The organism is Mesorhizobium sp. M1088, assembly GCF_040318575.1.
Lineage (GTDB): Bacteria > Pseudomonadota > Alphaproteobacteria > Rhizobiales > Rhizobiaceae > Mesorhizobium.
The window spans coordinates 367,074-382,987 of the sequence record NZ_JAMYMO010000001.1 but is presented as its reverse complement, the minus strand read 5'-3'; the positions used below and the strand labels follow the sequence as shown (position 1 = coordinate 382,987).

At 62.7% G+C, this 15,914-nt stretch carries 19 protein-coding genes; 5 read left to right on the top strand and 14 right to left on the bottom strand.

Annotation, left to right across the window (positions count from 1 at the left end; translation table 11 throughout):
- Window position 1: 1 nt before the first annotated feature.
- The 4 genes from NKH49_RS01980 to coxB all read right to left on the bottom strand — a co-directional run bounded on the left by NKH49_RS01980 (window position 2) and on the right by coxB (window position 3,756).
- Window positions 2-169 (bottom strand): cytochrome c oxidase system small membrane protein, encoded by a 168-nt coding sequence (locus NKH49_RS01980; protein WP_023674135.1) that lies wholly within the window; start codon window positions 167-169, stop codon window positions 2-4.
- Window positions 166-1,110 (bottom strand): heme o synthase, encoded by a 945-nt coding sequence (locus NKH49_RS01975; RefSeq protein WP_352612408.1) that lies wholly within the window; start codon window positions 1,108-1,110, stop codon window positions 166-168. The genes NKH49_RS01980 and NKH49_RS01975 overlap by 4 nt, the downstream gene beginning before the upstream one ends.
- A gap of 76 nt (window positions 1,111-1,186) precedes the next feature.
- A complete protein-coding gene (gene ctaD / locus NKH49_RS01970) occupies window positions 1,187-2,839 on the bottom strand; it encodes a cytochrome c oxidase subunit I (RefSeq protein ID WP_352470655.1) in 1,653 nt (550 codons plus the stop codon).
- Window positions 2,840-2,877: 38 nt separating this feature from the next.
- On the bottom strand, window positions 2,878-3,756 hold the full coding sequence (gene coxB / locus NKH49_RS01965) for a cytochrome c oxidase subunit II (protein ID WP_031211057.1): 879 nt from the start codon (window positions 3,754-3,756) through the stop codon (window positions 2,878-2,880).
- Window positions 3,757-4,128: 372 nt separating this feature from the next.
- On the opposite strand from coxB, the gene NKH49_RS01960 reads away from it, so the two are divergent.
- The 4 genes from NKH49_RS01960 (at window position 4,129) to NKH49_RS01945 (ending at window position 6,997) form a co-directional block, all read left to right on the top strand.
- Entirely contained in the window at window positions 4,129-4,653 is a 525-nt protein-coding gene (locus NKH49_RS01960; protein WP_023674131.1) for an invasion associated locus B family protein, read from the top strand.
- A 128-nt stretch (window positions 4,654-4,781) separates the two neighbouring features.
- Window positions 4,782-6,194, top strand: coding sequence for a metalloprotease TldD (tldD, locus tag NKH49_RS01955; RefSeq protein ID WP_352501957.1), 1,413 nt, complete (start codon window positions 4,782-4,784; stop codon window positions 6,192-6,194).
- 151 nt (window positions 6,195-6,345) lie between these two features.
- Window positions 6,346-6,621, top strand: coding sequence for an AbrB/MazE/SpoVT family DNA-binding domain-containing protein (locus NKH49_RS01950; RefSeq protein WP_352449889.1), 276 nt, complete (start codon window positions 6,346-6,348; stop codon window positions 6,619-6,621).
- Window positions 6,608-6,997 carry a type II toxin-antitoxin system VapC family toxin gene (locus NKH49_RS01945; RefSeq protein ID WP_352612405.1) on the top strand — a complete coding sequence of 130 codons (390 nt, stop codon included), beginning with the start codon at window positions 6,608-6,610 and terminating at the stop codon, window positions 6,995-6,997. Before NKH49_RS01950 ends, NKH49_RS01945 begins: the two co-directional genes overlap by 14 nt.
- Window positions 6,998-7,051: 54 nt before the next feature.
- On the opposite strand, the gene NKH49_RS01940 is transcribed toward NKH49_RS01945, so the two are convergent.
- From NKH49_RS01940 to NKH49_RS01930, 3 genes are all read right to left on the bottom strand, one after another.
- On the bottom strand, window positions 7,052-7,402 hold the full coding sequence (locus NKH49_RS01940) for an antitoxin Xre/MbcA/ParS toxin-binding domain-containing protein (RefSeq protein ID WP_502906612.1): 351 nt from the start codon (window positions 7,400-7,402) through the stop codon (window positions 7,052-7,054).
- Window positions 7,403-7,498: 96 nt separating this feature from the next.
- Window positions 7,499-8,740, bottom strand: coding sequence for a class I SAM-dependent RNA methyltransferase (locus NKH49_RS01935; protein WP_352540102.1), 1,242 nt, complete (start codon window positions 8,738-8,740; stop codon window positions 7,499-7,501).
- Window positions 8,737-9,516: a TlyA family RNA methyltransferase gene (locus NKH49_RS01930; protein WP_352470660.1), complete on the bottom strand. Its 780-nt coding sequence runs from the start codon at window positions 9,514-9,516 to the stop codon at window positions 8,737-8,739. The genes NKH49_RS01935 and NKH49_RS01930 overlap by 4 nt, the downstream gene beginning before the upstream one ends.
- 175 nt (window positions 9,517-9,691) lie before the next feature.
- Between NKH49_RS01930 and NKH49_RS01925 the strand changes: the two genes are divergently transcribed.
- Window positions 9,692-10,093, top strand: coding sequence for a GFA family protein (locus tag NKH49_RS01925; protein ID WP_352449893.1), 402 nt, complete (start codon window positions 9,692-9,694; stop codon window positions 10,091-10,093).
- A gap of 27 nt (window positions 10,094-10,120) precedes the next feature.
- On the opposite strand, the gene NKH49_RS01920 is transcribed toward NKH49_RS01925, so the two are convergent.
- From NKH49_RS01920 to NKH49_RS01890, 7 genes are all read right to left on the bottom strand, one after another.
- A complete protein-coding gene (locus NKH49_RS01920; protein ID WP_352612398.1) occupies window positions 10,121-10,417 on the bottom strand; it encodes a hypothetical protein in 297 nt (98 codons plus the stop codon).
- A gap of 211 nt (window positions 10,418-10,628) precedes the next feature.
- Complete coding sequence (dxs, locus tag NKH49_RS01915; protein WP_352470661.1) at window positions 10,629-12,542, bottom strand: 1-deoxy-D-xylulose-5-phosphate synthase; 1,914 nt, start codon at window positions 12,540-12,542, stop codon at window positions 10,629-10,631.
- Window positions 12,543-12,623: 81 nt separating this feature from the next.
- Complete coding sequence (locus tag NKH49_RS01910) at window positions 12,624-13,544, bottom strand: pirin family protein (RefSeq protein WP_352540104.1); 921 nt, start codon at window positions 13,542-13,544, stop codon at window positions 12,624-12,626.
- 9 nt (window positions 13,545-13,553) lie between these two features.
- A complete protein-coding gene (locus tag NKH49_RS01905; protein WP_023716908.1) occupies window positions 13,554-13,820 on the bottom strand; it encodes a DUF2277 domain-containing protein in 267 nt (88 codons plus the stop codon).
- Window positions 13,821-13,929: 109 nt separating this feature from the next.
- Complete coding sequence (locus NKH49_RS01900; RefSeq protein WP_031211056.1) at window positions 13,930-14,181, bottom strand: exodeoxyribonuclease VII small subunit; 252 nt, start codon at window positions 14,179-14,181, stop codon at window positions 13,930-13,932.
- A gap of 3 nt (window positions 14,182-14,184) precedes the next feature.
- Complete coding sequence (locus NKH49_RS01895; protein ID WP_352470663.1) at window positions 14,185-15,111, bottom strand: histone deacetylase family protein; 927 nt, start codon at window positions 15,109-15,111, stop codon at window positions 14,185-14,187.
- A gap of 133 nt (window positions 15,112-15,244) precedes the next feature.
- Window positions 15,245-15,898 carry a TetR/AcrR family transcriptional regulator gene (locus NKH49_RS01890; RefSeq protein ID WP_352470664.1) on the bottom strand — a complete coding sequence of 218 codons (654 nt, stop codon included), beginning with the start codon at window positions 15,896-15,898 and terminating at the stop codon, window positions 15,245-15,247.
- Window positions 15,899-15,914 lie beyond the last annotated feature (16 nt).

The window sequence follows — 15,914 nt, the reverse complement described above, 5'->3', positions numbered from 1 at the left end:
CTCACATCGAGCCGGGGAAACTGTGACCAAATTTCACGATGGTCGCGACGTAGAATATGACGACCAGCGCCGCCAGCGCGAAACCGATTGCGGCCGAGCGATTGCGGCGGGCCTTCTGCTGACGTTCGGTCAACGTGACCAGTTCAAGCTTCTTTTCGGCCATGCTCATGCTCCACCAATGGTCAGCGCGCGCGCGACGACACAATCGCCAAGGTAGGCGGCGAAGATGGCGAAGAGATAGAGCAGCGAATAGCCGAACAAGGCCTTGGCCGGCTTCATCGCCCGGTCGTCATCGGCCATTTGCAGCACCTTCCACGCATACCAGACGAAGCCGGCGCCGAGCAGCAATGCAACGACGCCATAGACCGGCGTGGTGAACCCGAGAACCCAGGGCAGCACGCCAACCGGCGCGAGGACCAGCGCATAGGCAAAGATCTGGCGTCTGGTCGAGGCCTGACCGGCGACATTCGGCATCATCGGAATGCCTGCCTTGGCGTAGTCCTCCGACTTGAACAGCGCGAGCGCCCAGAAATGTGGCGGCGTCCACAGGAAGATGACCAGGAACAGCACCAAGCTTTCGAGGCTGACCGATCCGGTTACCGCCGCCCAGCCAATGACCGGCGGAATGGCACCGGCAGCCCCGCCGATGACGATGTTCTGCGGCGTCCAGCGCTTCAGCCACATCGTATAGATGACGGCATAGAAAAAGATGGTGAAGGCCAGAAGCGATGCTGCCAACCAGTTGACCAGCACGCCGAGCGTCATCACCGACAGAACCGACAGCACCAGCCCGAAACTCAATGCCTCGCCTGGCCGGATACGGCCGGCCGGCACGGGACGGCCGGCGGTGCGCGTCATCACCGCATCGATGTCTGCGTCATACCACATGTTGAGCGCACCGGAGGCGCCGGCGCCGATGGCAATAGCCAGGATCGCGATCACCGCCAGCAGCGGATTGATGGTCACCGGAGCGGCGACCATGCCGACAAACGCAGTGAACACCACCAGCGACATGACGCGCGGCTTCAGCAGGGCGAAGAAATCGCCCGCCGTCGCTTCCGACATGCGGAAGCCCGGCTCGTCAATCAGTCTGTCTTCGGCAAGGGCCATGCGTACTTAAAGTCCATCATTCCGTTGGCCAAAACCGCCGGTCGGCCGGCGGCTCCGTATTAAAGGAGGCAACCGCCTACTTGATCTTCGGCAACTGTTCCCACTGGTGGAACGGCGGCGGCGAAGGCAGTTGCCATTCCAGCGTGGTCGCACCCTCGCCCCAAGGATTGGCGCCGGCGACCCGCTTCTTCTGGAACGCCTCGAAGACGCCGAACAGGAAGATGACGACGCCGATAGCCGAGATGTACGAGCCGTAGGACGACACCATGTTCCAGCCGGCGAAGGCATCCGGATAGTCGATATAGCGACGCGGCATACCGGAAAGGCCGAGGAAGTGCTGCGGGAAAAAGACTAGGTTGACGCCGACAAAAGTGACCCAGAAGTGGGTGTTCGCGATCACCGGCGAATACATGTAGCCGGTCATTTTCGGGAACCAGTAGTACCAGCCGGCGAAGATCGCGAAGACCGCGCCCAGCGACAGCACGTAATGGAAGTGCGCGACCACGAAATAGGTATCGTGCAGCGGGCGGTCGAGGCCGGCATTGGCCAACTGCACACCGGTGACGCCGCCAACAGTGAACAGGAAGATGAAGCCGATCGCCCACAGCATCGGGGTCTTGAGCGAAATCGACCCGCCCCACATAGTGGCGATCCACGAGAAGATCTTCACACCCGTCGGCACCGCGATGACCATGGTGGCGAAGACGAAATAGCGCTGGGTATCGAGCGACAGGCCCGTCGTGTACATGTGGTGGGCCCAGACGATGAAGCCCACCGCACCGATGGCAACCATCGCATAGGCCATGCCGAGATAGCCAAACACCGGTTTCCTCGAAAAGGTCGAGATGATATGGCTGATGATACCGAAACCCGGCAGGATCAGAATGTAGACCTCCGGATGGCCAAAGAACCAGAACAGGTGCTGGAACAGGATCGGATCGCCGCCGCCGTCCGGGGCGAAGAAGGTGGTGCCGAAATTGCGGTCGGTCAAAAGCATGGTGATGCCGCCGGCCAGCACCGGCAACGACAGAAGCAGCAGGAAGGCGGTAATCAGCACAGACCAGGCGAAAAGCGGCATCTTGTGCATGGTCATGCCGGGCGCGCGCATGTTGAAGATGGTGGTGATGAAGTTGATGGCGCCAAGAATCGAGGAGGCGCCGGCGATGTGGATTGACAGGATCGCCAGGTCCATGGCCGGTCCGGGCTGGCCCGATGTCGACAATGGCGGATAAAGCGTCCAGCCGCCGCCGACGCCGTAGGCGCCGGGCGCACTCGGGACGAAGGCCGAGAAAATCAGCAGGATGAAAGCCGGCGGCAGCAGCCAGAACGAGACGTTGTTCATGCGCGGGAAGGCCATATCCGGCGCGCCGATCATGATCGGCACCATCCAGTTGGCAAAGCCGCCGATCAGCGCCGGCATCACCATGAAGAAGATCATGATCAGCGCATGCGCGGTGGTGAAAGCATTGTACATGCTCTTGCCCCCGTCGATGGCGGCGTCGCCATTCATGCCGTAGACCATCTGCGCCAGGCCAGTGAATATCTGGATGCCCGGCTCCTGCAATTCCATGCGCATGACGACCGACAAGGCGCCACCGATGCAGCCCGCCATGATCGCGAAGATCAGATAAAGCGTACCGATGTCCTTGTGGTTGGTCGAATACACCCACCGGACCCAGCCATGATACGGCTTGTGGTCGTGGTCGTCGTGAGCTGCAGCGTGCGCCATGGTCGGCTCCGTTCCCTGAATCTTTTCTGGTCGCGGCATCAATTGCCGGCGGCCGCTACCTTGTTCGTGCCATCGACCTCGGCCATCAGCGCCTTGTTGGCGCCGGGAAGGTCGGTTTTGGCTGCCGCCAGCCAGGTCTTGTATTGTGCATCGGAGACGACGCGAATGGCGATCGGCATGAAGGCGTGGTCCTTGCCGCAGAGTTCCGAGCACTGGCCGTAATAGAGGCCTTCCTTGTCCGCCTTGAACCAGACCTCGTTGATGCGGCCCGGCACCGCATCGGTCTTGATGCCGAAGGACGGCATGGCAAAGGCGTGAATGACGTCGGTCGCCGTCACCAGCACGCGGGTCATGGTGCTGACCGGCACCACCATCTCATTGTCGACGGCGAGCAGGCGCGGATACGCGGCGCGATCTTCCTTGCCGGCAGCAGCCCTGTCGGCATCCTGAAGGATCGCGGAATTAAAGGAAAGCGTGTTGTCGACCTGGTATTCGTAGTCCCAGTTCCACTGATTGCCGGTCGCCTTGACGGTCAGCTTGGCTTCTTCCGGCGGCGTGTATTGCGCGGTCAGCAGTTGGAACGAGGGAATGGCGAGACAGAGCAGGATGACGACGGGACCGACAGTCCAGATGACCTCGATCAGCGTGTTGTGGCTGGTGCGCGACGGCGTCGGGTTGACGCTCGCCCGGAACCGCAAAATGCAGTAGGCAATCAGGAAAAGCACCAAGGCGGTGATCACAATGATGAACGCGAACGAGTAGTTCCCGAACCACTCGATCTGCCGCATAATGTCGGTCGCCGGAGGCTGAAAACTGGTTTCCCAAGGTTGGGGCTGGGCTGCATGAGCGGATGCAGCGGCAAACAACGTGGCGGCGGCACTAGCTACGATTTTGGCGGTTGCCAGGAATTTTCTCATCGCCCTCGTCATCTCCCAGTTCCTCGCGATCGGACCGCAAGAATGTCGAACAATGGCCGGGACGGGAATCCCGGACAATTCAAGGCTGGTTCAAACCATACTCTATTTGCCTCCGCAAGAAAGGAGCGCCGGAACCCGTGCGGCATTTTTGCGCGCAAGCGCGGCGCTGGCTTCGTGCGGTGACGGCTCGCCGCGAATCACCAGAGCGGCATCCGGGTAGAATGAGCCGCGCGGCGTGCGGAGCCGTCGCAATTAGGGCGAAATTGGCACTGAAAAGCGCATTGTCGCCTGTGTCGGGGCAGATCGCCGGGGTCTCGTCCTTTACTTGGGTTTAGTGCGGCTTAAAGTGCCGTGATTCGCAATGGAGCCGTCATGAACCCTTGGCTTTCGAGAACCTTGGCGAAGGTCATCTTTGTTGCCGCCGCAATAGCCTTGTCCGGCGCCGGCCTGGCCAATGCCGCGCAGCCAAGCGGCACGGTGAAGTCAACGCATGGGGCGTGGTCGATCATCTGCGATACGCCCGCCGGTGCTACATCCGAACAATGCGTGATGATGCAGAACGTCGTCGCCGAGGACCGTCCGGAAATGGGTCTTTCCGTCGTCGTGCTGCGCACAGCCGACAACAAGGCCGAAATCCTGCGTGTGCTGGCGCCGCTCGGCGTGCTGTTGCCGAACGGCCTCGGCCTCAATGTCGACGGCAAGGATATCGGCCGCGCCTATTTCGTGCGCTGTTTCCAGGACGGCTGCTATGCCGAGGTCATCCTGGAAAAGCCGCTGCTCGACACGCTGAAGACCGGTACGTCCGCCACCTTCATCGTCTTCCAGACGCCGGAAGAGGGCATCGGCATTCCCGTCGACCTCAAGGGTTTCGCCGACGGCTTCGCCGCCCTGCCTTGAGCCTGGGTCTTGTAGCACGATCCAGTGATGTTGACCGGCCGAGGTCACGGCAAATCTCATTTCAGATTGTCTGTGCGGGCCTTCGCGCCTACATCGTGGGAAACAATCCTCCTGCGAATGGACCTGCCATGAACAGCCTGATCGGCCAATTTGACATTTCCGACGATCGCATCAAGCAAATCGTTGCCGAGACTATTAACGGCGCCGACGACGGCGAACTGTTTCTCGAATATAGCGAAAGCGAATCGCTGATGTTCGACAATGGCAAGCTGAAGACCGCGAATTTCAACACCGACCAGGGTTTCGGCCTGCGCGCCGTCGCCGGCGAAGCCAGCGGCTACGCCCATTCCAGCGATCTCTCCGAAGCCTCGCTGCTGCGCGCCGCCGATGCCGTTTCGACGGTGAAGAGCGGCTATTCCGGCACGCTTGCCGCAGCGCCTGCCCGCACCAACCGCCACCTCTACGGCGACGGAAACCCTATCCCCTCGCCTTCCTTCGAGGCCAAGGCCAAGCTGCTTCAGGAAATCGATGCATGGCTGCGGGCCGAGGATCCGCGCGTCAGGCAGGTGACGGCGTCGCTCGCCGCCTCCTGGCAGCATGTCGAGATCATGCGCGCCGACGGCCAGATGGTGCGCGACATCCGTCCGCTGGTCAGGATCAACGTGTCGGTGGTGGTCGGCGACGGCGACCGCCAGGAGAGCGGCTCCTACGGCATGGGAGGCCGCAAGGATTTTGGTGAATTCCTGATCGAGGACAGCTGGCGGCACGCGGCCAAGGAGGCATTGCGGCAAGCGCTGGTCAATCTCGAAGCGGTTCCAGCACCTGCCGGCACTTTCGACATCGTGCTGTCGAGCGGCTGGCCGGGCGTCATGTTGCACGAGGCCGTCGGCCACGGGCTGGAAGGCGATTTCAACCGCAAGAAGACGTCGGCCTTTGCCGGCCTGCTTGGCCAGCAGGTGGCAGCGAAAGGCGTCACCGTCGTTGATGACGGCACCCTGCCCGAGCGGCGTGGCTCGCTTACCGTCGACGATGAGGGCACGCCATCGGCCCATAACGTGCTGATCGACGATGGCAAGCTGGTCGGCTACATGCAGGACCGCCAGAACGCCCGGCTGATGGGCATGAAAGCCACCGGCAACGGGCGACGCCAAGGTTACGCGCACGAGCCTATGCCGCGCATGACCAACACCTACATGACAGCGGGCGACATGGAGCCGGACGAGATCATCGCCTCGGTCAAGAACGGCATCTATGCCGTGTCGTTCGGTGGCGGCCAGGTTGACATCACTTCGGGCAAGTTCGTGTTCGGCTGCACCGAAGCCTACATGATCGAGAACGGCAAGGTGACGCAACCGATCAAGGGCGCCATGCTGATCGGCAACGGGCCGGATGCCATGCATCGTGTGGCGATGATCGGCAACGACATGAAGCTCGACACCGGCATCGGCATGTGTGGCAAGGCCGGACAGGGCGTGCCGGTCGGCGTCGGCCAGCCGCATCTCAGGATGAACCAGATGACAGTCGGCGGCACCAGGGTTTGATGGAGTTGACGCCGAATTATCGCCGCTCCGGAACAACCAATCCCCGCCGCCCACTGCCTTGTCATCGCTTTAAGTAGGAGTAGCTTGCGCCTTGAATTTGCGGAGAGCTTCGACTATCTTACATTCGTCTTACACCTAAGGACGTGCGCAGATGGCTGCCGCAAAGAAGCTCGTAACTACGGTCTCGACCAAGGGACAGGTCATCCTGCCCAGCGCGATCCGGAAACGGAGGGAATGGCATGCCGGCACACGCCTTCTGGTCGAGGATACCCCGGAGGGCGTGCTACTGAAGCCTGCGCCAGTCTTCGCCGAGACACGGCCAGAGGACGTGTTTGGATCGCTGCGCTATAGTGGCAGGCCGAAGACGTTGGAGGAAATGGACGCGGGCGTGCTCGCCGAAGCGCGGCGGCGCCATGCTCGCAATTGATACCAACCTGATCGTCCGCTACCTGACGGGCGATCACCCGTCGCAGTCTTCCCGCGCCCGGGCGCTGATCGATAGCCAGCCGGTCTTTGTCGCCGTCACGGTGATGCTGGAAGTCGAATGGGTGTTGCGCAGCGCCTACGGTTTTGCGCCGCTTGAAATCGCCCGTACGCTACGGGTGTTTAGCGGGCTTCCCACGGTAGAGGTGGAAGACGGGGCGGTCGTGTCGTCCGCGCTCGACCTCTCGGTACAGGGGTTGGATTTCGCTGATGCGCTGCATCTGGGCAAGTCCGCTCACTGCGCTGGCTTCGCGACTTTTGACCGCAAGTTCGTCAGGGCCGCGAAGGCGGCCGGATACGAACGCGTGCAAGAAGCATAGCAGCTCACAGCGGCCCAGCGCGGCACAAAAGCGCGCCACAGGGTCAGCCTGGTTTCAGGCATAGATGCCGGAGCGGACTGCCTCCAGATAGGCAAGCACCATGTCCGTCTTGCCTTCGCGAACCAGATCGTAGGCGGTCTTTCCGGCCCAACCGGGGATCGGCTGATGCTTGAACCAGATCGCCGCACGATGTTCATCACCGGCCATCTCGCCGGCCATCGCCAGGATACGGACGATGGGACTCAATGCGGCGTCGACCTTGCGCGCACCGGACTCGGCGGCAAGCGTGTTGCGCGCGAGACCGGTCAGCCCCGCCAGTTCTGTCGTATTGACCCCTAGCAGTTCAGCGACCCGCCTTGGCGAGAGAAACGGCGCCCGCTCCTCGCCGAAGCACGATGGCGAAATTTCGAAGGCTGCGGTGCTCGTGGCAATTCCCTAGCACGGTCTGAACGACGTGCGCTAAAAATGTGCTTTTTTGGTGCGCGTTTCAGGCCCTGGCTGCTAGCGTCTTCGTCTCGGCTTCTCCAACAGCGCCACGGCCTCGACATGCGGCGACCACAGGAACTGGTCGATCGGCGTCACGCTCTTCAGGGTATAGCCGCCGTCCATGAGGATGCGTAGGTCCCGCGCCAGCGTTACCGGATTGCAAGACACCGCAGCGACGAGCGGCACGTAGGAGCGCGCGATCTGCTTCGACTGGTCCTCGGCGCCGGCGCGAGGCGGGTCGAAGACAACGCCGTCAAAGGCATTCAACTCCTTGAATGTGAGCGGCCTCCGGAACAGGTCGCGACGTTCGCCGGTCACCCGCTTCAGGCCGCTGGCGAAACGGAATGCCCGGTCGAGCGCCGCGAGTGCTGCCGCATCGCCTTCCACCGCATGAACCTCCGATCTTGCGGCCAGGCGCAGCGCGAAGCTGCCGCAGCCGGCGAACAGATCGGCGACCTTTTTGGCGCGCGCGAAATGCTGGCCGACAATGTTGGCCATCGCCTGTTCGGCAGCCTCGGTCGCCTGCAGGAAAGCGCCCGGAGGCACTGCGACGGCGACGCCACCAAACAGGACGACCGGTTTGTTTGGTTCGATAATGATCTCGCCGTCGACCGACAGCCTGGCCAGCCCCTCGGCGATGACGAAGTTGGAAGCGACGCGGCGCTGGTTCTCGCCGAGCTTGCCGGAATCGTGAACCGCGACATCGAGGCCGGAACCGGTCACCGTCACCGCCATGTGGAACGATTTGGTCGTGGTGCAGATCAGTCCGGCAAGCATCCTCAAACGGTCGAGCGCAGCGACGATCTGCGGCGCCGAGATCGGGCATTCCTCGATCGAGATGATCTCGGATGACAGCGCGCGAACGAAGCCGAACTGCATTCCCGCCTCGCTCCGCCGGGCGGTGAAGACGACGCGGCGGCGCGTGTGCGGCGCGCACGGCACCAGCGCCCCGACATCGCAAGCGATGCCCTTGCTCTTCAGCGCATGCACGACCTTTTCGCGCTTCCACCGGTGATAGGCTTCAGTCTCGAGATGCTGGACGGCGCAGCCGCCGCATGCGCCGAAATGCCGGCACGGCGGATCGACCCGCAACGGCGAAGCCTCAACGACCGACATCAAGGTGGCGCGATCTTTCTCCCGCGCGGCGGTGACGACCTCTCCCGGCAGCGCGAACGGAATGAAAATCTCGCCGGTTTCCGTCTCGGCGATGCCGTCGCCCTGCGAGCCCAACCTTGCGATCGTGAAACGGGTGCTCATCGCTTCTGGGTCTCGACGTCCTTGATGCCGCCGAGCAGGAACTCGCGGTTGCCGTCGCCGCCCTCTATCGGTGACAGATGAAGCCCCAGCGAGCGCCAGCCGGGAATGGCATCGAGCCAGTCCTGCATCAGGCCGGCAATGCGCGCCGCATCATAGGGGTCCTTAAGCAGGCCGCCCTTGCCGATCGCCTCGCGGCCGGCCTCGAATTGCGGCTTGACCAGAAACACAGCTTTTGCGCCATTCCTGGCCAAGGCAAGCGCCGGCGGCAGCGCCAGTTTCAGCGATATGAAGCTGACATCCGAGACGATGAAATCCGGCACACGGCCGCCGAGATCGGCGGCCGATAGTTGGCGCGCATTCAGGCCTTCAATTACCGTCACGCGCGGATCGCCGGCAATGTCGGAGTGCATCTGGCCGTGCCCGACATCGATCGCGGTGACATGCGCCGCGCCGCGTTCGAGCAGCACCTGCGTAAAGCCCCCGGTCGAGGCGCCGACATCGAGCGCTTCGCTGCCGGTGGGGTCGAGGGCGAAATGCTCGAGACCAGCCTTCAGCTTCAGTGCGGCGCGCGACACGTAACCCTGCGCCGGATCGTCAACGACAATGTTGCACTCAGGCAGAACGGCCTGGCCCGGCTTGAGGGCGACGATGCCATCGACCGTCACGGTGCCGCGCTCGACCGCGTCGCGGGCACGCGAGCGGCTGGCAAACAGACCGCGCTGGACGAGCAATTCGTCGAGCCGCTGGCGTATGCTGGCTGGCGGAAGGGAAGTCATCGGCCTTCATGGCGAATGCCAACGATGATGGCAAGGATATTGGCGATGAGACAATGCATAGTTGGCAACGGGTGAACGCATCAAGCCACTCCGCTGTTTGTCGAACCTCGCACGAGATCCGACGCAATGCTAAGAAAGAGATGCCGTTTAGCCGTCGAAACGTGGAGGAGGAAACATGCTGACGGGAACCTGCCACTGCGGCGCAGCCCACTGGACCCTGGAGGGCGATCCCGGTTCGATCACTGCCTGCAATTGCACACTTTGCCGTCGCTACGGCACGCTCTGGGCTTATGACCATGTCGACGAACGCATCCGCCTTGCCGGGCCCGTAAGCGCCTATCGGCGCGTCGGAAAGGCTCATCCTTCGCTTGAGATTCTCTTCTGCCCAACCTGCGCTTGCGTCCTGGCCTGGCGCGGTTTGCATCCCGATGCGGCTGGGCGCTACCGCATCGCCGTCAATGTGAGGCTTGCGCCGCCCGAGGCCGTCGCCGATCTCCCGATCGACCATTTCGATGGTCTCGATGCATTCGAGGATTTGCCGAGAGATGGTCGCTGTGTGCGGGATATGTGGTTCTAGTTTCTAGAGTCTCTTCGGGATCATGCTTTAGAATATGGTCCGCGAAACCCGCCGTTCGACGGCCGGCGTCAGACCGTCGCTGCTGTCGCCGAACACCTGCGGGCGCGGCCGGTCAACGGAAATTGACGCCTTCGGTGAGGTATCTGGCATGACGACAAATTGCGGCGCCTGCTTGTTGTAGGAAAAGCCGCCACGGATCTCGCCGATCTTGCCGGCGACGATGCCCATCACCGCCTCTTCGAGTTTGCGGTCGTAGCGCGTTTCGGCCCCGGCCGACGCGGCGAAGATGGCCGCAAGCGCGATGCCGCCCAAAAGCGATCTCATTGGTCTTCTTTCCCCTGCCTGGTTGCCTTCTAGCAGGGCAGCGTTGAAGAACGGCCAAAGGACACGGTAAGCAAATCGCCAAACGGCAGCGTAAACAGCAGGTTACGACTGTTCGCCGGCAATTTGATTCAGGCAGTTGAGATATTGATTCAGGCTAGCATCTTGCAGCCAAGTTGAATCGCTTCGGCGTCGCCGGAAATGCGTCTAAAAACTAGGCGCGCTGGGCCTGCGCGGTATGCCCCAGCGCCACGAACACGGTGCGCACGATGCCGGCGCTGTCCAGCCCGGCATCGGCATACATCTTTTCCGGCTTGGCATGGTCGACAAATGTGTCGGGCAGCACCAGCGGGCGCACCTTCAAGCCGCTCTCCAGCAGCCCTTCATGGGCCAGGAACTGCAGCACATGGCTGGCGAAGCCGCCGACCGCGCCCTCTTCCACCGTCACCAGCACCTCGTGTGAACGGGCCAGCCGCCGGATCAGGTCCTCGTCGAGCGGCTTGGCAAAACGGGCATCGGCGACCGTGGTCGAAAGCCCGGCCGCGCCAAGCTCCTCGGCCGCGGCCAGGCAATCCTGCAGCCTGGTGCCGAAGGAAAGCAGCGCAACCTTGGTGCCCTCCCTGACGATCCGGCCCTTGCCGATCTCCAATACCGAGCCGCGTTGCGGCATCTCGACACCAACGCCGTTGCCGCGCGGGTAGCGGAAGGCGATCGGGCCGTCATCGTAGCTTGCAGCGGTGCGTACCATATGGCGCAGCTCGGCCTCATCGGCCGCGGCCATGACGACGAAACCGGGCAGCGTCGCCAGGAAGGTCGTGTCGAAGGCGCCGCAATGGGTGGCACCATCGGCGCCGACGAAGCCGGCGCGATCGATCGGAAAGCGCACCGGCAATTTCTGGATCGCCACGTCGTGGACGACCTGGTCGTAGGCGCGCTGCAGAAAGGTCGAGTAGATCGCCGCGAAAGGCTTGAAGCCTTCCGTGGCAAGACCGGCGGCGAAGGTCACCGCATGTTGCTCGGCGATGCCGACATCGAAGGTCCTCGCCGGAAACGCTTCGCCGAACAGGTCAAGCCCGGTGCCGTTCGGCATGGCGGCGGTGATGGCGACGATGCGGTCGTCCTCTCGGGCCTCCTGGATCAGGCTTTCGGCAAACACCTTGGTGTAGCTCGGCGCATTGGCGGGCGCCTTGGTCTGGGCGCCGGTGATGACGTCGAATTTGTTGACGCCATGATATTTGTCGGCCGCTGCCTCGGCCGGGGCGTAGCCCTTGCCTTTCTGGGTCACGACGTGGATCAGCACCGGGCCGTCGGCATTGTCGCGGACGTTCTTCAGCACCGGGATCAGGTGCTCGAGGTTGTGACCGTCGATCGGGCCGATGTGGTAGAACCCCATTTCCTCGAACAACGTGCCGCCGGTGACGTAACCGCGCGCATGCTCGACCGCTCGCTTGATGGCGCGATCGGCGCGCTCGCCGAGATACGACGTCAGCTTCTTGCCGAAATCGCGCAAGCCCAGATAGGTCTTGCCCGACGCCAGACGGGCCAGATAGGCGCTCATTGCGCCGGTCGGCGGAGCGATCGACATATCGTTGTCGTTCAAGATGACGATCAGCCGGGCATCGAGTGCGCCGGCATTGTTCATCGCCTCATAGGCCATGCCGGCCGACATGGCGCCGTCGCCGATGACGGCAATGACATTGTTGCGGCCATCGGACAGATCGCGCGCCATCGCCATGCCGAGGCCGGCTGAAATCGAGGTCGAGGAGTGGGCTGCGCCGAACGGATCGTATTCGCTCTCGACGCGACGGGTGAAGCCGGACAGGCCGCCCTCCTGGCGCAGCGTGCGGATGCGGTCGCGGCGGCCGGTCAGGATCTTGTGCGGATAGGCCTGGTGGCCGACGTCCCAGATCAGCCGGTCGTCCGGCGTGTTGAAGACGTAGTGCAGCGCGACGGTCAACTCGACCACGCCAAGGCCGGCGCCGAGATGGCCGCCGGTGTGGGAAACGACGTCGATCAGTTCGGCGCGAAGCTCTGACGCAAGCTGCGGCAGGTCGCCTTCGGCAAGCGTGCGCAAATCGGCTGGGACGCGGACCTTGTCGAGAAGCGGCGTATCGGGCTTTGCGTTCACTGTTTGCGAGCCTGGTCAGATTTTCTGTTCATCGTGAAATATGCCGCTGGCCGGCGAATGTAAATGTGGCGGTAACGCGCATCAGCTTTCGGGCAGCGGGATGAACTCTTGCTCGTCTCCAGGAACGATATCGAAGCGGCCTGTCTTCCATTCTTCTTTCGCCTGCTCGATGCGTTCCTTTGAGGACGATACGAAATTCCACCAGATATAGCGTTTCGAACCGAGCGAGGCGCCGCCAAACAGCATGAAATGGGCGCCGCGTTCCGATGAGACAACGATTTCGTCGCCGGGCCGGAAGACCAGCAGCCGCTCGGCCGGAAAGCGGTCACCGGATATCGAAACCTCGCCTTCCAGCGTATAGATGGCGCGCTCCTCGGCATCGGCCGGGATTTTCACGCTGGCACCCGGCGCCAGCCTGAGATCGGCATAAAGCGTGTCCGAAGCGGTGGCGACCGGGGAGCGCAGTCCGGAAAACGCACCGATGATCACACGGCCGCTGACCCCCTCGGCCTCGACTTCGGGCAGGCGCAGGGCTGCGGTGTTCTCGAAGACCGGCGCGACCTCCTCCTTGCCGTCCGGCAGCGCCAGCCATGTCTGCAGGCCGGAAACCGACATCGGCGCGCCGCGCAGTTCTTCCGGCGTGCGCTCCGAATGGACGATGCCACGGCCGGCGGTCATCAAATTCACGTCCCCGGGCTGGATTACCATCTCGGTGCCGAGCGAATCGCGGTGCCTGATCTTGCCGTCGAACAGGTAAGTCACCGTAGACAGGCCGATATGTGGGTGCGGACGCACGTCGAGCGCCTGGCCCGCTCGCAGAACGGCTGGACCCATGCGGTCGAAGAAGATGAAGGGTCCGACCAGCCGGCGCCTGGCCGTCGGCAAGGCGCGGCGAACCTGAAATCCGCCAATATCCTTGGCATTCGGAATGACCATCAGCTCGATCTGATCGCTGGCGAAGGCATCGCCCATCTGCGGATCGTTTCCGGGAAAGAAGCTCACGCGGTCCCCTCAGGCGAAGCGAAGTGCGGATTTGGCCTTCGCCTTGGCCGCCACCTCTTCGCGATTGCGCGGATGCTGCGTCGTCTCGAGGCTGTCGAGCAATTCGCGCGCCGAGGCGGCAATGGCCTCGACGGCATGGTCGAACGCATGCTGGTTCTGTTTCGACGGCCGCGTCGTTCCGCTCAGCTTGCGGACAAACTGAAGTGCGGCATCGCGGACCTCGTCATTGGTTGCCGGCGGATCGAAATTGAACAGGGTCTTGATGTTTCTGCACATCCTTCGCAATCTCCTCTCGTCCTGGAGCCGTTTCAAACGGGATGAGTTTTACCCTCAATCGTGATGATGTCCAAAGCCGGTAAGCAAAATTGTCGTTCGACGCCGCGCCTCAATCCGCGTCCAACGGCTCTGTCCCCACCGGCTTGCCGTCACGCGACAGCCTGATTTTCTCGACCTTGTCCTCGGCCGCCTTCAGCAGCCGGTCGCAATGCGCCTTCAGCGCCTCGCCGCGCTCGTAGATGCGGATCGACTGGTCGAGCGGAACGTCGCCGCGCTCCAGATCGTCGACGATCCTCTCCAGCGCCTCGAGCGCCTGCTCGAAGCTCATCGCCTTGACGTCCTCGTTGGTCTCACCAGCCATCATCTATCCCTTCATCAGCCGCCCAACATGGGCGGCGACTGAAAATGCCAATCCCTGCAGATCGTAGCCGCCCTCGAGCACGCTGACGAGCCGGTTGCGGCTATGGCGCCCGGCTCGTTCGAGCAACTGGCCGGTCGCCCAGTCGAAATCATCCTCAGTCAGGTTGATCTCGGCCAGCGGATCGCGGTGGTGGGCATCGAAACCGGCGGAGATGATGATGAGATCGGGCGCAAAATTGTCGAGCGCCGGCAGGATGCGTGACAGAAAGGCGTCGCGAAAACTATCGCTGCCGCTCTGCGGCGCCAGCGGCGCGTTGACGATGTTGCCGGCGCCGGTTTCGCTCACAGCCCCGGTTCCCGGGTAAAGCGGCATCTGGTGTGTCGAGCAATAGAGCACCGATGGATCGTCCCAGAAAATGTCCTGCGTGCCGTTGCCGTGATGTACATCCCAGTCGACGACGGCGACACGGTCGGCGCCATGGTTCTTCTGCGCGTAGCGTGCCGCGATCGCGGCGGTGTTGAACAGGCAAAAACCCATGGAGGTGGTCTTTTCGGCATGATGGCCGGGCGGCCGTGCGGCGACGAAGACGTTTTCGGCACGGCCGGTGAAGACGTCGTCGACCGCGGCGTTGGCTGCGCCGATCGCGGTCACGGCCGCCTGCCAGCTCTTCGGGCTGGCGGTGGTGTCGGCATCGATACGGGCGATGCCGGTGTCCGGTATCGCTGCACGGACCCGTTTGACGAATTCGGGCGGATGTGCGTAGAGGATGGTTGCCTCGTTGCCTTCCGGCGCCTGGACGCGATCGAGCGCCGCGAACGCCTCGTCGTCAAGCACACGCTCTATGGCGCGCAAACGGTCCGGCCGCTCCGGATGACCGGGCGGTGTTATGTGCTCGAGGAAAATCGGGTGGGTATAAAGTCGCGTGACCATGCCCCGATATAGGCGCGCCTCGCCGCTTTGGCCATGTTTTCGCGCGCTGGTGAGGCGATGTTCAACAGGGTTTAGGCAACCGGCGTCGGCTGAGCCCACCGCGAGCCGCCTGGGATCGGCGAAAAGAATGACCTCAGGCCGGTGATCGGTCAATCTGGGGCTGCTTCGCTGACGATCGATCAGGCTTAGGCAGCTTGCCGGTGCGATTGAGCAGCCCTTCCAGAAGAACCTTGAACGCCTTCACTGCCTTCTTCGACGTCGCTTCGGGATCGTTCGAATTTGCGATCCACTGCGCCCCATGCAACGAAGCGCCGCTGACCAGCCTTGCCGCGGCTTCGGGATCGACGGCGAGAATTGTCCCCTCGTCGCTCAGTCTTTGCAGGCTCTCCGTCATCGAGCGGATGCATGTGCTCTGGCTTGGCCATTGCGATGGATCGCCGAGCACCGCCGGCCCGTCACGAAGCACGATACGCTGGATCTCCGGCTCCAGCGCCATCTCGATATAGGCGGTGCATTCGTCGACAAAGCCCTGCCAGAGATTGCCCGGCTTGGCCGAAACGACCTTCAGCCGGGCTGCCATTTCGGCGTCGATCTCGGCGATAACCGCCTGGAGTAGGCCCTTCTTGTCGCCGAAGTGATGATAGAGCGCACCGCGCGTCAGCCCGGCCGATGCCGTGAAGTCATCCATCGAGGCTTCGGCATAGCCGAGCGTGCCGAAGGCCTGGCGCGCCGCTCCGATCAGCTTGGCGCGGGTTTCGGCAATCATCTCCTTGCGTGGTCTATGCATGCTCTGGCCCTATTAC